This window comes from Curtobacterium sp. L3-7 (assembly GCF_048756585.1).
Lineage (GTDB): Bacteria > Actinomycetota > Actinomycetes > Actinomycetales > Microbacteriaceae > Curtobacterium.
In genome coordinates this window covers 2963352-2980724 of sequence record NZ_CP151474.1, presented here as the reverse complement: position 1 = coordinate 2980724, position 17373 = coordinate 2963352, and the positions used below count along the sequence as shown (strand labels likewise).

The window sequence follows — 17373 nt, the reverse complement described above, 5'->3', positions numbered from 1 at the left end:
TTCGCGCGAGCGGTCGATCGACCGCGCCGACGTCCGCGTCCAGCGGCACACCGGCCCGCGGGTGCGCACCGCGATCCAGGCGATCATCATCGCGGTGTGGTGCCTCCTGCCGTTCTACTGGATGGTGGTGACGAGCTTCCGCGACGTCGGGTTCACGTTCGACGCCACCCCGTGGCCGACGCACGTGACGCTCGACAACTACGCGACGGCGTTCTCCACCGAGCTCGGCAACCACCTCGGCCGGGCGCTGCTGAACAGCCTGCTGATCGGCGGCGTCGTGACGATCATCGCGCTGCTCGTCGGCACCTCGGCGGCGTACGCGCTGGCCCGGCTGGAGTTCACGGGCAAGTCCCTCATCGCCGGCGCGATCCTCGCGGCGTCGATGTTCCCTGGTGTCGCGCTCATCTCACCGCTGTTCCAGCTCTTCACGGACATCGGGTGGATGGGGACGTACCAGGCGCTCATCCTGCCGAGCATCTCGTTCGTGCTGCCGCTGACGGTCTACACGCTGGCGTCGTTCTTCCGTGAGATGCCGTGGGACCTCGAGGAAGCGGCGCGCATCGACGGGTGCACCCGCGTGCAGGCGTTCCGGCGGATCATCCTGCCGCTCGCCGCACCCGCCGTGTTCACCACCGCGATCCTGGCGTTCATCTCGTCCTGGAACGAGTACCTCATCTCGTCCCAGCTGTCCTCGGACGCCACCCAGCCGGTCACCGTCGCCATCGCGTCGTTCGCCGGGACCCAGCCGCACCAGGAGCCCTACACGGCGGTGATGGCAGCGGGGACGATCGTCACGATCCCGCTCGTGATCCTCGTGCTCGTCTTCCAGCGGCGCATCGTGGCCGGCCTCACCGCCGGCGGCGTGAAGGGCTGATCGCCATGGCGTACCGCGCACCGCGTCGACCGTCGGCACCGATCGAGGAGGCCATGGGCTTCGTCGGCTTCTTCGGCGTCGCGTTCCTCGCCGTCACCGTGTTCTGCGAGTTCACCGGGCGACCGGCGCTCGGCTGGGCGCTCACCCTGCTGGCGTGCGTGCTCGTGCTCGTCGCGCTCGACCGCTGGCGGGTCCGGGTGGTCCGTCGGACGGAGGCCGCAGAGGCCCTGGCCGCCGGCCGCGTCCTCCGCCGCGACGAGCACCCGGTCGGGGTGCACGTCCCCGGTGGCCGCGCGCCCGTCGAGACCGTGTTCCGCGACCACGTGCACGTCGGGTTCGACGAGCGAGCACCGCGTCCGCATCGCACGCGAGCCGTCGCGCGGACCGGCGCCGGGCCCGTGACCCGTGACGCGGGGGACGCGACGCACGGCGCGGACGGCTGACCGGCCTCCCGGCAGTGTCCGATGGGGATCCAGGAGATCGCGACCGTCACCGGGCTGTCGAAGGCCACCGTGTCCCGCGCCCTGCGCGGCCTCCCGACCGTGGCCGACACCACGATCGACCAGGTGCGCCGGGTCGCCGACGAGCTCGGGTACGTCCCGAGCTCGGCGGCGGCCGGACTCGCCACCGGGCGGCAGCGTGCCGTCGGGGTCGTCGTGCCGGTGTTCGACCGCTGGTTCTACGTCAAGGCGCTCAGCGGGGTCGACGCCGAACTGCGCCGGGCGGGGTACGACCTCGTGCTCTACAACCTCGGCGGCCCAGGGGGAGACCGTGACCGGGCGTTCCGACGGTCGATGCTGCGGCAGCGCGTCGACGCGCTCGTGCTGCTGTCGCTCGTGCTCGACGAGACCGAGCGGAGCGAGCTGCAGGTGAGCTCGCTGCCCACCATCGTCATCGGCGGGCCGGCTCCCGGGCTCCGGAACGTCGGGATCGACGACGTCGAGGTCGCCGGCATCGCGACGGAGCACCTCGTCGGGCTCGGGCACCGGCGGATCGCGTACGTCGGTGGGCAGGACGAGGCGGGCATGAACGTCGCGGTGCCGTACCGGCGGCGGGACGGGTTCGTCGACGCGATGCACGGCGCCGGACTCTCGGTGCCTCCGTCGTGGATCGCGGACGGACGGTTCTCGTTCGCCGGCGGGGTGGACGCCGGCCTGTCGTTGCTCGGGCCGGGTCCCGATCGGCCGACCGCGGTGTTCTGCGCCTCGGACGAGATGGCGCTCGGCGTGATGCTCGCCGCGGCTCGGTTCGGCCTGTCGGTGCCGGATGACCTGTCGGTGATCGGCATCGACGGGCACGAGTACGGCGCAGCTGTCGGGTTGACGACGATCACGCAGGACCCCGAGGCGCAGGGGCGTCTCGCCGCCCGCGCGGTGCTCGCCGAGGTCGACGGCGCCGCGGTCCGTCCGGTGCCGACGTCGCCGGCGTCGCTCGTGGTGCGGTCGTCCACGGCGCCGCCGCGGTCCTGACGGGGCGACGAACGGAACCACATCAGCACCCCGCGTACGCTCGGCAGCATGGAGGTCACGAAGCTCGAGCACGCCTGCCAGATCGTCGACGTCGACGGGGCCCGGCTGGTGATCGATCCGGGGAACTTCACGCGGGACGTCGAGGTCACGGGTGTCGTCGCGGTCGTGCTCACCCACGAGCACCCCGACCACGTCACGCCGGCGCAGCTGTCCGGCATCCTGTCCCGGAACCCCGGCGCGGTGGTGTTCGGTCCGGGCGGAGTCGCTGCCGCGCTGCCGGACTTCGCGGTCGACGTCGTCACGGATGGGTCCTCGCGCTCGGTCGGGCCGTTCGCGCTGACCTTCCACGGCACCCGGCACAACGTCATCCACTCGTCCGTCCCGGTGATCGACAACACCGGCGTCATGGTGGACGGGCGGCTGTTCTACCCCGGCGACAGCTACACCGATCCCGGCATCCCGGTCGAGGTCCTCGCGGCACCCGTAGGCGCCCCGTGGCTCAAGGTCGCCGAGATGATGGACTACGTCGCCGCGATCGCGCCCCGACGCGCCTACCCCGTGCACGAGGCGACCCTCTCCGACATCGGCTACGGCATGCACACCGGCCGGCTCCGCGAGATGGTCGAGCCCGGCGGTTCGCTCGTCCTGTTGCAACCGGGCGAGTCGCTCACGATCTGAGCGGGGGACCGGACTGGAGGCTCGGGTCGGCTCGTGCATGCACGCTGCGGCATGACGGCACACCCGGGCGACACGCCTCGTTTTGGCAGGTCGGACCGCTTGTGCCATACTTGTCGAGTTGTCGGAACGGCCCCATCGTATAGCGGCCTAGTACGCTGCCCTCTCACGGCGGTAACGCGGGTTCGAATCCCGCTGGGGTCACCACAGGTGGCTTAGCCCGAGTCCGACAACGTGTGCCGCGGCCCCATCGTATAGCGGCCTAGTACGCTGCCCTCTCACGGCGGTAACGCGGGTTCGAATCCCGCTGGGGTCACCAACCGAAGGTCCTCGTCCACACGGACGGGGACCTTCGTCGTTCCCGGCCCGGTCGTGCATGCCGGTCACCCCGCGGTGGCCACGTCGCGGACGACGAAGCGCGGGATCTCCACGGCGACCGTCGCGCGACACGTCGAGAACGTCGGGTCCGAGTGCACTCGGTCGAGGGTGACCACGACGGCTCCGGCGTCCGAGTCGAGTTCGACCGACCATCCGGCCGGGTCGTCGAGCGTCTCCGGAGCGCGCACACCGCGCGGCCGGAAGGCGTCGATGCGGTGGTCTCCGGAGCGTGCGGCGGCTGCGGCGACGGCAGCCTGTTCGACGTGGGAGTACAGCGACCGCCCGCGGAAGCCGTCCGGGGCGACGATCCCGCGCGTCGACGCCTCGGCGATCGCGACGGGATCGAGTTCGTCGACGCGTCCGTGGCTGAGGCCGTACGGGAACAGCATCGTCGTCGCCGCGAACCGGTCACCACCGAGGTGCGAGCACTCCCAGGTCTCGTCGGGGAACGCCCCCGCCAGCCTGGCTGCGACCGACCGTCCGCGCACGGCGCAGCACTCGTCGTGCCGGCCGTGCGCGCACACGGCGAAGACGGGCCGGTCGGATGGCGTTCCGGTGCTGCCGTCGAGCGGGAGCGACAGCAGCTCGTCCGGGCCGTCGGCCTCACCCCACCGCACGGTCGCGAGCCCGGTGTCGACGACAGCCCAGCGCCACCGACCGGCACCACGGGACCGGCCGGGGCGGCGGATCGCGAGGATGCGCATCCCGGCACGCTGCACCCGGCGCGCGAGGGCGATGCCGGTCTCGGGCGGGAGTGCGGGTGAGTCGGCCCAGACGTTCCAGCCCCACGCACCCGCGACCTCGACGAGCAGCCAGCGGCGACCGGGGGACGCGGTGGCGGTGAGGTCCTCGTCGCGTGACCGGGAGCGGTCGCTGCACGCCGGCCCACCGGCCGAGCGGGGGAGTCGTGGATCAGCCGGACCCGTGCGTCGCCACTCGCTCACGACGCCGGTACCAGCACGCCTTCCCGGAGGAGCCGACGGACCACGACGACGGCGTCGTCCTCGTCGAGGCCTGGCAGAGACCCGACGGCGTGCGTCCCTCCGGTGTGCAGCGCGCGCAGGGCAGGACCACACGATGCCGGCAGGCGGATCGTCGTCGTCGGCAGGACGAGCGCCACGCGTTCGCCCTCGTCGCGGACGTCGGCGCGGAGTCCCTCGCGCCACCGGATCCGATCGCCGCCCGAGAGCGTGCCGAGGAGGTCGACCGTCTGCAGCGGGCGGACCGGCTCCGGTCGGGTGGAACGACGGAACCGCGACCCGACGGCGTGCGCGACCTCGTCGACGGCCGAGCCGACCGACGCCGACTCGAGGAACCCGATGAGGTCCTCGGCAGCGGCGCGGACGTCCGTCGCGATCTGGTCCGGGTCGCCGAGGTCGACACCGAGGGGCAGCGATGCGCGGAGTCGGTCCGATCGGAGCGCACGGGTGATCAGTTCCCGCGCGAGGTCGGCCCGGGTGACGGCGGGGATGCCGATCGTCAGGTGGATGGTCGTGCCGCCGAGTGCGGTCGCCGAGTGCAGCCAACCGCGAGGGAGGTAGAGCGCGTCACCAGGACGGAGCACGGTGTCGATCGCGGGTGCCCCCGCTGCCCGCGCGGCGACCTCGTCGCGTCGGTCGCTCCACGGTTCGTCGGCGAACGGGAGCTCGTGCACGGGCTCGTGGATCACCCAGCGCTTCGCCCCGGCGATCTGCAGGACGAACACGTCGTGCACGTCGTAGTGCGGGTCGAAGCCGCGCGACGACGCCGGCGTGATGTAGGCGTTGACCTGCGCGGGGTGCCCGAGCTCCGCGACGAGGCGTCGTGTGAACTCCTGGATCGGCGGCCACGTGCGGTGGAGGCCCTGCAGGACGATGGTCGAGCCGGCAGCGAACTCGGCGAGGACCTTCTCGGAACTGACCTGGTCGCCGACCTCGGCGCCGTAGCCACCGGGTGCGGTGAAGGCGCTCTGCGGGAGCACGGTGCCGTCCTTCGCCATCCGGATGAACGGCGTCCGGAGTCCTCGGACCGAGAGCAGCTCGTCGGCGGCCTCGGTGGAGAACAGGTCGTCGAACGTCGAGCCGAGGTCAGGGGCGCTGCTCAGGAGCGCGCGGCGGCCCCAGTACTCGTCGGCGAACCGGGCGACGGGGACGGCGATGCACCGCTCGAGGGCGCGCGCCGTCTCCGTCGTCTCCGGTCCTCGGCTCACGCGGAGCCGTCCGCGCCGCCGTCGTGTCCGTTCGGGTTGGCGCCGCCGTCAGCGGGGCCTTCGCCGGCGTCTGCGGAGCCGTCCGCGCCGCCGTCGTGTCCGTTCGGGTTGGCGCCGCCGTCGGCCGGGCCTTCGCCGGCGTCTGCGGAGCCGTCGGCACCGCCGTCGTGTCCGTTCGGGTTGGCGCCGCCGTCAGCGGGGCCTTCGCCCCCGCTCTGGGGGTCCGTGGTGATGTCGTCGTCGTTGATGCTCATGTGCGTCCCTCTCCGTCATGCGGCCGGGTGCCGTCTGTGCCCGAGCGTAGGACGTCCGGCTGGCGGTGGTCCAAGATTGTCGCGTGAGCAGCGTCCCGATCGACCCCGACGTCGCAGCCGACCAGGCCGCCGCCCGCCCGCCGCACCTCCGCTGGGGGTACCTCGGCGTCGTGGCGCTCGGTGGAGCCATCGGGACCGCGATCCGCGCCGTGCTGGCCGACCTCGTCCCCGCCGTGGACGGGATCAGCTGGACGATCCTCGCGATCAACGTGGTCGGGGCGTTCTGCCTCGGGCTGCTGCTCGAGGCGTTGGCGCACCGCGGGCCGGACGTCGGTCGGCGTCGGCGCCTGCGGCTCTTCGTCGGCACAGGGGTGCTCGGCGGGTTCACGACGTACAGCACGCTCGCCGACGACACCGCGCAGCTGCTCGGGGACGGACGGTGGGGTGCTGGGAGCGGGTACGCGCTGCTCACGGTCCTGCTCGGACTGCTCGCCGTGGTCGCCGGGCTCTGGGTGTCGACGCTGCTGTGCCCACGGGCGGCCTCCCGGTGAGCGCGCTCGAACTGCTGCTCGTCGCCGTCGGCGGGGGAGTCGGGGCGGCGCTCCGCTTCCTGCTCGACGGGCTCGTGAAGGCCAGGGTCAGCGGCTTCCCGCTGGGTACCGTCGTCATCAACGTCTCCGGTTCGCTGGTCCTCGGGCTCCTGACGGGCCTCGGGCAGGCCGGGACGCTCGCGCTCCCGGCGGTCGCCATCCTCGGCACGGGCATGATGGGTGGGTACACGACGTTCTCGACGGCGAGTGTCGAGACCGTGCAGCTCCTCCGATCCGGCAAGACCCGGCTCGCCGTCCTGAACGGCCTCGGCATGCTCGTCGTCTCGGTCGGCGCAGCCGCGCTCGGCCTCTTGCTCGGAAGGAACACATGACCTCGGAACGCCCCGGCGAACTCGTCCTCGTCCGTCACGGAGAGACGGAGTGGTCGAAGAGCGGGCAGCACACCGGCCGCACCGACATCCCGCTCACCGAGAACGGGGTCGGGCAGGCGAAGCGTGCCGGCCGGTACCTCGCGGACCGCGACTTCGCGCTCGCGCTGTCGAGCCCGCTGCAGCGTGCTCGCGACACCGCCGCGCTCATCGGCGTGGACCCCGAGGTCGACGAGGACCTGTACGAGTGGGACTACGGCGCGTACGAGGGCCTCACGACACCGCAGATCAAGGTGCTCCGGCACGGGCCGTGGGACCTCTGGACCGACGGCGTGCCCGCAGGGGACACACCGGGTGAGAACGCCGCCGAGGTCCGTGTCCGGGCCGAGCGCGTGCTCGACCGAGCGCGTCCGGTGCTCGCGGAGGGGCAGGACGCCGTCTTCATCGCCCACGGGCACGTGCTCCGTGCGATCGGCGCCGCGTGGATCCGGCTCGCGCCGCAGGACGGTGCCGTGCTGAAGCTCGGGACCGCGTCCGTCAGCACGCTGGGGTACGAGCACGGGCGTCCGGTCATCGACTCCTGGAACGTCCAGCCCGACTGACCTCCAGCCCGACTGACGGTTGTCCCGGCTACCGCAGGACGGCGGCCATCCCGAGGCTCGGCGCGACATCGTCGAGCCCGAGTGAGCGGTACAGCCGCTGCCCGGGCGGGTCCCCGATGAGCGACACGTAGGCGCCCTCCGGTGCCCGCGACCGGATGTCCGCGAGCAGCCACTCGAGCACGCGCCGACCGAGACCGCGCCGCTGGTGCGCCGGATCGGTGGCGACGTCTGCGATGTGGAAGTACCAGCCGCCGTCGCCCAGCACGCGACCCATCGCGACCGGCGTACCAGCCGCGTCGACCACGTGGCAGGCTGACCAGTTCCCGCTGATCGCGCCGGCGCCCTGGTCGGCCCGGACCGGGGTCAGTCCGGAGTCGCGGCGGAGGCGGAGGTAGTCGTCGAGCGGCGGCGGCCCGGCGACGAGTCGGTAGTCGTCCATGTGTCGATCCTGCCGGGCGCCGCCGACAGTCGCCGACGGGGCCGCCCGGTCAGACCGTGCGGATCGAGGTCGTCGCGCCGAGGGCGCGACCGCGGCGCCGTTCGATCGCGCGTCCGACGAACAGCAACGCGACGCTCACCAGTGCTCCGAGCGTCGTCTGTGCGACGCGGTCCAGGGCGAGGAGCTCCGGCGCCTCCGGGAGGCTCAACCAGGACACCGCGAGCGCGAGCGGCGTGAGGAACAGCAGGCAGACCGCGTAGTTCCGCGCGACGAAGATCTCCGCGAAGAACTGTCCGACGACCGCGATGAGCACGATCCACCACGCTCCGGGTTCGAGGAGCAGGATCCCGACCGCGATCACCGTGCCCCCGATCGTGCCGATGAAGCGCTGGAACGCCCGGAGGACGGTGTGCCGTTGCCGGATGGCCGGGAGCGTCGACACGACGGCGATGACCGCCCAGTACGGGTGCCCGAGCCCTGGGATGGTCTCCGCGATCGCACCGGCCACCAGGGCCCCGACGACGTTGAGCGCGACGGTCTCCCACAGTGCGGGGGTGCTGAGGATCCAGAAGCCCCGTTCCTTCATCGGCGCGAGCGGTCGGAAGCGGTGCGGCGCGCGCGGGTTCCACACGCGCCGGATGACGAATCCGGACATCGCGACGAGCCACGCCCACGCGACGGAGCACACGATGATCGTCGCGACGAGCGGCAGGTCCGACGGCTCGAGTGGCACGAGCGAGGACACCAGGAACGCGAACGTCGGGAAGATCGGCTGCGCCGGGATCGACCGGAGCGTGCTCAGCGTGCAGACCGCGACGACGAGCACGACGACCAGCCCGACGGCCTGCAACCAGAGGGGTGCACCGACGATCGAGACCGCGATCCCTGCGAACATGCACAGGGCCTGCAGTCCCCCGGCGACTCCCGTGGTCACGGCGCGCTGCCGGTACGGCTCCGTGGCGCCGAAGATCGCGGTGAACCCCGCGAACATCGCGAAGGCTGCGTACCCCGGCATCCCGAGGGCGATGAGCAGTGCGAGGGGAGCGGCGCCCGCGATCGCGGCGCGCGTCGCGCCCTCGAGGTTGACCGTGCGGGCGGAGTGCGTCGGAGTCGTCATGTCCCGGCCATTCTCCCACCGCGACAGGTGTCGGAGAACGCGAGTCGAGCCTCCAGTCCGGCCCGGAACCGGCCGCGATGCGGGCTGCACCGGCGTCGGACGCGTTGGTATACCAGTGCTAGACTCGCCGGATCGCGCCGCGTCAGCGGCATCGAACCGATGCGAACGGAAGGGTCGAGGTCATGGGTAGGACACTCGCCGAGAAGGTCTGGGACGACCACGTCGTGGTCAAGGGCGAGGACGGCAACCCCGACCTCCTCTACATCGACCTCCACCTCGTGCACGAGGTCACGAGCCCCCAGGCGTTCGACGGTCTCCGCCAGGCCGGCCGCCCGGTGCGCCGCCTCGACCTGACGATCGCGACGGAGGACCACAACACCCCGACGCTCGCGATCGACCGACCCATCGCCGACCCGACGAGTCGCACCCAGATCGAGACGCTCCGCCGCAACTGCGAGGAGTTCGGCGTCCGCCTGCACTCGCTCGGCGACAAGGAGCAGGGCATCGTGCACGTCGTGGGCCCGCAGCTCGGCCTGACGATGCCGGGCATCACCGTGGTCTGCGGCGACTCGCACACCTCGACGCACGGTGCGTTCGGCGCGATGGCGTTCGGCATCGGGACGAGCGAGGTCGAGCACGTGCTCGCCACGCAGACGCTGCCGCTGAAGCCCTTCAAGACGATGGCCATCACCGTCGAGGGCACCCTGCGCCCCGGCGTGACGGCGAAGGACATCATCCTCGCGGTCATCGCGAAGATCGGTACCGGCGGCGGACAGGGCTACGTGCTCGAGTACCGCGGTTCGGCGATCCGGGCGCTCTCGATGGAGGGGCGCATGACGATCTGCAACATGTCGATCGAAGCGGGTGCCCGCGCCGGCATGGTCGGTCCCGACCAGACCACCTACGACTACGTGCAGGGCCGCGACCACGCCCCGACCGGTGCCGACTGGGACGAGGCCGTCGCGTACTGGGACACGCTGAACACCGACGACGACGCGGTGTTCGACGCCGAGGTGTTCATCGACGCCGACGCGCTCGAGCCCTTCGTCACCTGGGGAACGAACCCGGGCCAGGGCGTCTCGCTCTCCGAGTCCGTGCCCGACCCCGCCGACTACACCGACCCCAACGACCAGGCAGCGGCACAGCGCGCGCTGGAGTACATGGACATCACCGCCGGCACGCCGATGAAGGACATCGCCGTCGACGCGGTCTTCATGGGCTCCTGCACGAACTCGCGCATCGAGGACCTCCGCGCGTTCGCGTCCGTCATCAAGGGGCGCACCAAGGCCGAGGGCGTCCGCGTCATGGTGGTGCCCGGCTCCGCACGGGTCCGGCTCGAGGCCGAGGCCGAGGGACTCGACAAGGTGTTCACCGACTTCGGGGCCGAATGGCGCTTCGCCGGTTGCTCGATGTGCCTCGGCATGAACCCCGACCAGCTCGCGCCGGGGGAGCGCTGCGCGTCGACCTCGAACCGCAACTTCGAGGGACGCCAGGGCAAGGGCGGCCGAACCCACCTCGTGTCGCCGCTCGTCGCGGCCGCCACCGCCGTGCGCGGGACGCTGTCGAGTCCGTGGGACCTGGAAACCGAAGCAGCAACCGCTCTGGAAGGGGCAGTCTGATGGAGAAGATCGGCACCGTCACCGGGGTCGCCGCACCGCTGAAGCGGTCGAACGTCGACACCGACCAGATCATCCCCGCCGTGTACCTCAAGCGCGTCACGAAGACCGGCTTCGAGGACGCGCTGTTCTCCGGGTGGCGCCAGGACCCGTCGTTCGTGCTGAACCAGAAACCCTTCGACCGCGCGAAGGTGCTCGTCGCCGGTCCCGACTTCGGCACCGGGTCGTCGCGCGAGCACGCCGTCTGGGCCCTCCGCGACTTCGGCTTCCGGGTCGTCATCTCGCCCCGGTTCGCGGACATCTTCAAGGGCAACGCGGGCAAGCAGGGCCTGGTCACCGCAATCGTGACCGAACCGGAAGTCGAGCGCCTGTGGGCCGCCATCGAGGCGAACCCGGGCATCGAGGCGACCGTGGACCTGGCGGCGCAGCGCGTGTCGCTGGGCGATGTGGACGTGGCATTCGAGATCGACGCTTACACTCGTTGGCGGTTGATGGAAGGGCTCGACGACATCGGGCTCACCCTCCGTGACGAGACCTCGATCACGGAGTTCGAATCCCGCCGTGGAAACTGGCGGCCGAAAACATTGCCGGTGAAGTAGTGAACTCTCTCGTACAGGACGCAGCAGCAGCTGGGGCACGCGTCGGGTTGAAGTCGGACGAGATCGTCATCCGCGGCGGCAAGCCGCTGGTCGGACGCATCGAGGTCCGCGGCGCGAAGAACCTCGCGACGAAGGCCATGGTGGCCTCCCTGCTCGGCGACACCCCGTCGATCCTCAAGGACGTCCCGGACATCTCCGACGTCAAGGTCGTCCGCGCGCTGCTCGAGGTGCACGGTGTGCGCATCACGGATCCTGCACGAGGCGAGCTCATCCTCGACCCGTCGAACGTCGAGTCGGCGCACTTCGCCGAGATCGACGCGCACGCCGGGTCGAGCCGCATCCCGATCCTGTTCTGCGGCCCGCTGCTGCACAAGCTCGGCGAGGCGTTCATCCCCGACCTCGGTGGCTGCCGCATCGGCGACCGTCCGATCGACTTCCACCTCGACGCGCTGCGCGCCATGGGTGCTGTCGTCGACAAGCAGGTCTCCGGCATCCACATCACGGCGCCGAACGGCCTCAAGGGCGCGAACATCGAGCTGCCGTACCCGAGCGTCGGAGCGACCGAGCAGGTCCTGCTGTCCTCGGTGCTCGCCGATGGCACGACCGAGCTCCGGAACGCCGCGATCGAGCCCGAGATCATGGACCTCATCGCGATCCTGCAGAAGATGGGCGCGATCATCACGGTCGAGCCGAGCCGCACGATCTTCATCGAGGGCGTCGAGTCGCTCCGTGGCTACACCCACCGCGCGATCAACGACCGCAACGAGGCAGCGAGCTGGGCCTCCGCCGCACTCGCGACCAATGGCGACATCTTCGTCGAGGGCGCGAAGCAGCAGGAGCTCATGACGTTCCTCAACGTCTTCCGGAAGGTCGGCGGCGGGTTCGACATCCAGGAGGACGGCATCCGGTTCTACCGGGAGCTCGAGGTCCTGAAGCCCGTCGTCATCGAGACCGACGTGCACCCCGGCTTCATGACGGACTGGCAGCAGCCGCTCGTCGTCGCGCTGACCCAGGCCGACGGCCAGAGCATCGTGCACGAGACCGTCTACGAGAACCGCTTCGGCTTCACCGAGGCGCTCAACGAGATGGGCGCCGACATCGTCGTGCACAAGGAAGGGCTCCCCGGGCACGACCGCCGGGTCGCCCGTCGTCCCTTCGAGCAGGCAGCGGTGATCACCGGGCCGACGAAGCTGCACGGCGCGAACGTGCGTGTCCCGGACCTCCGCGGCGGCTTCAGCCACCTCATCGCGGCACTGACCGCCGAGGGGGAGTCGCACATCACGAACGTCGGCATCATCAGCCGCGGGTACGAGCACTTCATCCCGAAGCTGCGCAAGCTCGGGGCGGACTTCGATTTTGCGGGATGAGCACAGGGCCTGAGATGGCTGACGACCACCGCGACGTGCCCGACGGTACGCCCGGCCGCGACCTCGACCGTGTGACCACCGGCCTGCCGAACCCCGGCCGCCGGTGGAAGCGCGGCGACCTGAACCTGGCGTTCCGGATCACCGCGCTGTTCGTCATCCCGACGTTCCGGTTCACCGCGCGCTACCACTGGCGCGGCGCGAACCGCCTGCCGGCCGATGGCGCCTTCGTGCTCGCCCCGAACCACTACACGAACATCGACCCGCTCGTCGTGGGCACCGCGGTCTACCTCAGCCGCCGGCAGCCCCGCTTCCTGGCGAAGGCGTCGCTGTTCCGCGTCCCGGTGCTCGGCAAGCTCATGAGCGGCATGGGGCAGATCCCCGTCGAGCGTTCCGGGCGGACCCGCATCAGCGACCCGCTCGGCGGTGGGCGCTCCCTGGTGGAGAGCGGTGGTGCGGTGATCGTCTACCCCGAGGGGACGCTCACGCGCGATCCCGACCTGTGGCCGATGCGCGGCAAGACCGGCGCGGTGCGGATCGCGCTCGAGAACGACGTGCCGCTCATCCCGATGGCGCACTGGGGGACGCAGCAGATCATGGCGCGGTACTCGAACAAGCTCCGGCTGTTCCCGCCGTCCCGTGTCGACATCGTCTTCGGCGACCCGGTGGACCTCTCGGCCTACCGCGGTCGTCCGATCGACCAGCAGATGCTCATCGAGGCGACCGCGCTCCTGATGGACCGGATCACCGAGCTCGTCGAGCAGCTCCGCGGCGAACGGGCGCCGGCAGCCCGCTGGGACCCGTCCGCCAACAACCAGAAGGAGACCGGCAAGTTTGAGTGACGCGAGCTCCTCGGGAGCACCAGGCCTCCGCCCGCACGACGATCACCCGGATCCCACGGCTGCCGCACGTGGCGCGGTCGACACCGCCGCGATCCGCGTCGTCATGCAGTCGACGGACAAGCCCCGCGTGGCGGTCATCGGTGCCGGCAGCTGGGGGACCACGTTCGCGAAGGTCCTCGCCGAGGGCGGCGCCGAGACCGTCGTCTGGGCCCGTCGACCCGAGGTCGCCCGGGAGATCACCGAGACCAAGCGCAACTCGGACTACCTGCCCGGCATCAACCTGCCGCGCACGCTGACCGCGTCGACCTCGTTGGCCGCCGTGTTGCAGGGCGCGCAGCAGGTCTACGTCTCCGTGCCGTCGCAGACGCTGCGGTCGAACCTCGAGGCCATCCGCGAACTCCTCCCGGCCGACGTCCCCGTCGTCAGCCTGATGAAGGGCGTGGAGAAGGCCACCGGTCTCCGGATGAGCGAGGTCCTGCTCCAGGGACTCGAGATCGACCAGGACCGCATCGCGGTGGCCAGTGGTCCGAACCTGGCGCTCGAGATCGCGCGACGGCAGCCGACCGCGGCCGTGGTGTCCTCGACGAGTGCCGACACCGCCAGTGCGGTCGCCGCGGTCGCGACGAACCCCTACTTCCGGTCGTTCATCAACACGGACGTCATCGGCACCGAGTTCGGCGGGGTGCTGAAGAACCTCATCGCCGTCGCGATCGGCATCGTGGACGGCGTCGGCTACGGCGAGAACACGAAGGCGTCGATCATCACGCGCGGGCTCGCGGAGATGACGGAGTTCGCCGTGTCGCTCGGCGCCCAGCCCTCGACGCTGTCCGGTCTCGCGGGGCTCGGCGACCTCATCGCGACCTGCCAGTCGCCGCTGTCGCGGAACAACACCGCCGGGCGCCTGCTCGGCCAGGGATACCGCTTCGACGAGGTCGTCCGGCAGATGAACCAGACAGCGGAGGGGCTGGCGTCCGTCGCGCCGATCCTCGAACTCGCGCGGGCGAACGGCGTCGACATGCCCATCGTCGGGCAGGTCGGCGAGGTCCTCGCCGGTAGGCTCGATCCGCGCAACATCGCGCCGCACCTCACCGAGACCGACGAGCCCCAGGGCGAGTGACCGGTCCGGCCACTCTGCAATCGGGAGCGCCCATGACCACCAGCAGCACCACCGTCGTCGTCCTGTTCGGCGGCCGGTCGAGCGAACACGAGATCAGCTGTGTGACCGCCGGCGGGATCATGGACGTGATCGACCGCACCGCGTACGAGATCGTCCCGGTCGGCATCACCAAGGACGGTGCCTTCACGCTGCAGCCGGACGACCCGGCGCAGTGGGCCCTCGTCGGCGAGCACCTGCCGACGGTGCCGGACAACGGCACGCGCGTCCGGTTCCCGAGCGCCGCCGAGCCGCGGCAGCTGACCGTCGAGCACCAGGACGGCACCGTCACCACGATCCCCGTCGACATCGTCTTCCCGATCCTGCACGGTCCGTTCGGCGAGGACGGCACCGTGCAGGGCATGCTCGAGATCGCCGGGCTGCCGTACGCCGGGGACGGCGTCCTGGCGAGTGCGCTCGCGATGGACAAGCACGTCGCGAAGGCCGTCCTCGAGCACGCCGGGCTCCGCGTGGCCCCGTGGACGACGGTGCTCCGCCGACAGTGGCAGGCTGACGCGCTCGGGGTCGCCGAGACGATCGCCGCGCACGGCTGGCCGCTCTTCGTGAAGCCCGCCCGGGCCGGTTCGAGCATGGGCGTGTCCCGGGTCGACGGGCCCGAGCAGCTGGCAGCGGCCATGCACCTGGCGTTCGAGCACGACAGCAAGGTCATCGTCGAACCCCGCGTCGTCGGGCGTGAGGTCGAGGTCGCCGTCCTCGAGGGTCGCGACGGCACGCCGCGCACGAGCCTGCCCGGCGAGATCGTCGTCGCGGAGGACGGCTTCTACGACTTCGCGTCGAAGTACCTCGGCGGGGACGAGCAGCTCCTCTGCCCGGCACCGCTGACCGAGGCCGAGACCGACGAGATCCGCTCGATCGGTGCCCGCGCCTTCGAGGCGATCGGCGGCTCCGGACTCGCCCGCGTGGACTGCTTCCTCACCGACGACGGCTTCGTCGTGAACGAGGTCAACACGATGCCGGGCTTCACCCCGTTCTCGATGTACCCACGCTGCTGGGCGGCCACCGGGGTCAGCTACCCGGAGCTCGTCGCCGAACTCATCGAGCTGGGTCGCGCCGCCGTCCGCTGACGCGGTCTCGGACCGTCCGGGGCATCGACGCGCCCCGGGACGGACGGGAGGCTCGTGGCGGGCCCGCCACGATCCTCCCGTCCGGTGGCAGGTCGCGTCAGCCCTGCACGTCGGACGGGTCGAGGCACTCGTGCCCGTCCTTCGGCAGCGTCTCGACGGCGTTGCCGATGTCCTGCAGGACCTGGTCCGTGGTCTTCGTCGAGTCGATGACGACCTGCACCGCGGGGTCCCGCCCGAACGTCGTGTAGACGACCTGCTTCCCCTCGTCGTCGCGGATCCAGTCGACCGACCCTTTCGAGAAGCACGGCAGGTCGGAGACCGTCGGGACCGCGACACCGCAGTGGTAGAGCGCCGCTGAGGGATCGCCCCACGCAGCGGTGGACTGGGCGTTCGTGTTGCGGAGCGCGTACTTCGTGTCGACCGTGTCCGGCAGGCGGACCTGGGCCGCTGCACACGCGGCGGCGTTCGCCGACGGAGCGGCGGTCATCGTGACGGCGTTCGTGCACCCGCTCAGTCCGGCGGCGAGGGCGACCACGACGCCGAGTCCGGCGAGGATCCGCAGGGGGCGGCGCACAGTGTCCATCGAGAGTCCAGGCTACCGTTCTCGTGTGGACGCGAAGGACGAGCCCTGGACCGGACCGACCGTCGGGGAGCTCGGTGAACTCGTCGTGCTCGACCGGGTGACGTCGCGGCTGCCGCAGGGGTCGCCGCTCGTCGGGCCGGGGGACGACTGCGCGGTGGTGGCGGCTCCCGACGGCCGGTTCGTCGTGACGACCGACATGATGGTGCACGGTCCGGACTTCCGGTGGGCGTGGTCGTCGCCGTCGGACGTCGGGTGGAAGGCCGCGGCGACGAACCTCTCGGACGTCGCCGCGATGGGTGCGGTGCCCTCTGGACTGGTCGTCGCGATCGCCGCACCGCATGACACGCCCGTCGCGGTGCTCGAGGGCATCGCGGACGGGTTCCGGCTCGCGGTCGACGCGCTCGCTCCCGGGTGCGGGGTCGTCGGGGGAGACCTGTCCACGTCGTCGGCGTTCACGGTCGCCGTGACCGCCTTCGGCGACCTGCAGGACCGTGCTCCGGTGTTGCGGTCGGGGGCGCGCGTCGGCGACGTCCTGGCCGTCTCGGGGGAGCTCGGTCGCGCGGCGCGCGGGCTCGCACGGCTGTTCCGTTCCGGTGTCGACGCGCACGGTGAGCCGTCGCGGGCCGCGGTGGTCGCCGCCGGTCTCGACGAGGACCCGGACGTCGGGCGGCAGCGTCGACCGGTGCCGCCGATCGCCAACGGGCCGCTCGCCGCCGCTGCCGGCGCGACGGCGATGCTCGACCTGTCGGACGGGCTCGCGATCGACGCCGGGCGGCTCGCACGGTCGAGTCGGGTGACGCTGGAGATCTCCGCGGCGCTCGACGACATGGCGTTGCACGGGGGCGAGGACCACGGGCTGCTCGCGACGTTCCCGGCGGACGCCGTGTTGCCCGGGGAGTTCCGGCGGATCGGTGTCGTGCTGGAGCGTGGCGCGGCCGACCTCGTGCGCGACGGTGTCGGCGTCCCGACGACCGGGTGGGACCCGTACGCGGACTGGGACGGCGTCGCGGGCTGAGCGGGCGCGGGCGCTTGCGCGGGTGCGGCGCGCGGGCGGCGCGAGGTGGTTGCGCGTGCAAGGAACGACAGAGTCGCTGTCGTACGACGTCGATGGTGTCGTTGCCAGGCGCACGCAACTGTTGCGCGTGGAAGGAGCGACAGGATCGCTGTCGTACGACAACGGCGGTGTCGTTCCGAGTCGGCAGCGCCGCCCGTCGGC

General features: G+C 71.4%; 20 protein-coding genes and 2 tRNA genes. 16 read left to right on the top strand and 6 right to left on the bottom strand.

Features of this window, described 5'->3' with window-relative positions:
- Positions 1–16 precede the first annotated feature (16 nt).
- From AAEP80_RS14410 to AAEP80_RS14385, 6 genes are all read left to right on the top strand, one after another.
- Entirely contained in the window at positions 17–874 is an 858-nt protein-coding gene (locus AAEP80_RS14410) for a carbohydrate ABC transporter permease (protein WP_413603018.1), read from the top strand.
- Positions 875–879: 5 nt separating this feature from the next.
- On the top strand, positions 880–1317 hold the full coding sequence (locus AAEP80_RS14405; RefSeq protein WP_420364904.1) for a hypothetical protein: 438 nt from the start codon (positions 880–882) through the stop codon (positions 1315–1317).
- 21 nt (positions 1318–1338) lie between these two features.
- Complete coding sequence (locus tag AAEP80_RS14400) at positions 1339–2343, top strand: LacI family DNA-binding transcriptional regulator (RefSeq protein ID WP_420364903.1); 1005 nt, start codon at positions 1339–1341, stop codon at positions 2341–2343.
- Positions 2344–2391: 48 nt separating this feature from the next.
- Positions 2392–3021, top strand: a complete 630-nt coding sequence (locus tag AAEP80_RS14395) for an MBL fold metallo-hydrolase (protein ID WP_420364902.1) — start codon at positions 2392–2394, stop codon at positions 3019–3021.
- A gap of 128 nt (positions 3022–3149) precedes the next feature.
- A tRNA-Glu gene (locus AAEP80_RS14390) sits at positions 3150–3225 on the top strand.
- Between the two features lie 36 nt (positions 3226–3261).
- Positions 3262–3337 (top strand) — tRNA-Glu (locus AAEP80_RS14385).
- 64 nt (positions 3338–3401) lie between these two features.
- Here the strand turns inward: AAEP80_RS14385 and AAEP80_RS14380 are convergent.
- The 3 genes from AAEP80_RS14380 to AAEP80_RS14370 are packed head-to-tail and all read right to left on the bottom strand — an operon-like array spanning position 3402 to position 5838.
- Complete coding sequence (locus AAEP80_RS14380) at positions 3402–4340, bottom strand: sucrase ferredoxin (protein WP_420364901.1); 939 nt, start codon at positions 4338–4340, stop codon at positions 3402–3404.
- Positions 4337–5584, bottom strand: a complete 1248-nt coding sequence (locus tag AAEP80_RS14375) for a cupin domain-containing protein (RefSeq protein ID WP_420364900.1) — start codon at positions 5582–5584, stop codon at positions 4337–4339. The genes AAEP80_RS14380 and AAEP80_RS14375 overlap by 4 nt, the downstream gene beginning before the upstream one ends.
- A complete protein-coding gene (locus tag AAEP80_RS14370; protein WP_420364899.1) occupies positions 5581–5838 on the bottom strand; it encodes a BatC protein in 258 nt (85 codons plus the stop codon). Before AAEP80_RS14370 ends, AAEP80_RS14375 begins: the two co-directional genes overlap by 4 nt.
- An 83-nt stretch (positions 5839–5921) precedes the next feature.
- Between AAEP80_RS14370 and AAEP80_RS14365 the strand changes: the two genes are divergently transcribed.
- From AAEP80_RS14365 to AAEP80_RS14355, 3 genes are read left to right on the top strand one after another with little or no spacing between them, the layout of a single operon-like run.
- Positions 5922–6389: a fluoride efflux transporter FluC gene (locus tag AAEP80_RS14365; RefSeq protein WP_420364898.1), complete on the top strand. Its 468-nt coding sequence runs from the start codon at positions 5922–5924 to the stop codon at positions 6387–6389.
- Positions 6386–6760, top strand: a complete 375-nt coding sequence (crcB, locus tag AAEP80_RS14360; RefSeq protein ID WP_420364897.1) for a fluoride efflux transporter CrcB — start codon at positions 6386–6388, stop codon at positions 6758–6760. Before AAEP80_RS14365 ends, crcB begins: the two co-directional genes overlap by 4 nt.
- A complete protein-coding gene (locus AAEP80_RS14355) occupies positions 6757–7359 on the top strand; it encodes a histidine phosphatase family protein (protein WP_420364896.1) in 603 nt (200 codons plus the stop codon). Before crcB ends, AAEP80_RS14355 begins: the two co-directional genes overlap by 4 nt.
- A 28-nt stretch (positions 7360–7387) precedes the next feature.
- On the opposite strand, the gene AAEP80_RS14350 is transcribed toward AAEP80_RS14355, so the two are convergent.
- A complete protein-coding gene (locus AAEP80_RS14350; RefSeq protein ID WP_420364895.1) occupies positions 7388–7798 on the bottom strand; it encodes a GNAT family N-acetyltransferase in 411 nt (136 codons plus the stop codon).
- A 49-nt stretch (positions 7799–7847) separates the two neighbouring features.
- The gene (locus tag AAEP80_RS14345; protein WP_420364894.1) at positions 7848–8915 is read right to left on the bottom strand and encodes an FUSC family protein; all 1068 of its coding nucleotides are present in this window, start codon (positions 8913–8915) and stop codon (positions 7848–7850) included.
- A 182-nt stretch (positions 8916–9097) separates the two neighbouring features.
- Between AAEP80_RS14345 and leuC the strand changes: the two genes are divergently transcribed.
- From leuC to AAEP80_RS14315, 6 genes are all read left to right on the top strand, one after another.
- Positions 9098–10534, top strand: a complete 1437-nt coding sequence (gene leuC / locus AAEP80_RS14340; protein ID WP_420364893.1) for a 3-isopropylmalate dehydratase large subunit — start codon at positions 9098–9100, stop codon at positions 10532–10534.
- Positions 10534–11130, top strand: a complete 597-nt coding sequence (leuD, locus tag AAEP80_RS14335) for a 3-isopropylmalate dehydratase small subunit (RefSeq protein WP_420364892.1) — start codon at positions 10534–10536, stop codon at positions 11128–11130. Before leuC ends, leuD begins: the two co-directional genes overlap by 1 nt.
- Positions 11130–12497: a UDP-N-acetylglucosamine 1-carboxyvinyltransferase gene (murA, locus tag AAEP80_RS14330; protein ID WP_281264891.1), complete on the top strand. Its 1368-nt coding sequence runs from the start codon at positions 11130–11132 to the stop codon at positions 12495–12497. The genes leuD and murA overlap by 1 nt, the downstream gene beginning before the upstream one ends.
- Positions 12494–13336 carry a lysophospholipid acyltransferase family protein gene (locus AAEP80_RS14325; protein ID WP_420364891.1) on the top strand — a complete coding sequence of 281 codons (843 nt, stop codon included), beginning with the start codon at positions 12494–12496 and terminating at the stop codon, positions 13334–13336. Before murA ends, AAEP80_RS14325 begins: the two co-directional genes overlap by 4 nt.
- Before the next feature lie 103 nt (positions 13337–13439).
- Positions 13440–14453: an NAD(P)H-dependent glycerol-3-phosphate dehydrogenase gene (locus AAEP80_RS14320; RefSeq protein ID WP_281267598.1), complete on the top strand. Its 1014-nt coding sequence runs from the start codon at positions 13440–13442 to the stop codon at positions 14451–14453.
- Between the two features lie 32 nt (positions 14454–14485).
- Positions 14486–15574 carry a D-alanine--D-alanine ligase family protein gene (locus AAEP80_RS14315; RefSeq protein WP_420364890.1) on the top strand — a complete coding sequence of 363 codons (1089 nt, stop codon included), beginning with the start codon at positions 14486–14488 and terminating at the stop codon, positions 15572–15574.
- Between the two features lie 97 nt (positions 15575–15671).
- Here the strand turns inward: AAEP80_RS14315 and AAEP80_RS14310 are convergent, their stop codons facing one another.
- Positions 15672–16157, bottom strand: coding sequence for a DUF3515 family protein (locus AAEP80_RS14310; RefSeq protein ID WP_420364889.1), 486 nt, complete (start codon positions 16155–16157; stop codon positions 15672–15674).
- A 25-nt stretch (positions 16158–16182) separates the two neighbouring features.
- Between AAEP80_RS14310 and thiL the strand changes: the two genes are divergently transcribed.
- Positions 16183–17172 (top strand): thiamine-phosphate kinase, encoded by a 990-nt coding sequence (gene thiL / locus AAEP80_RS14305; RefSeq protein WP_420364888.1) that lies wholly within the window; start codon positions 16183–16185, stop codon positions 17170–17172.
- Positions 17173–17373 lie beyond the last annotated feature (201 nt).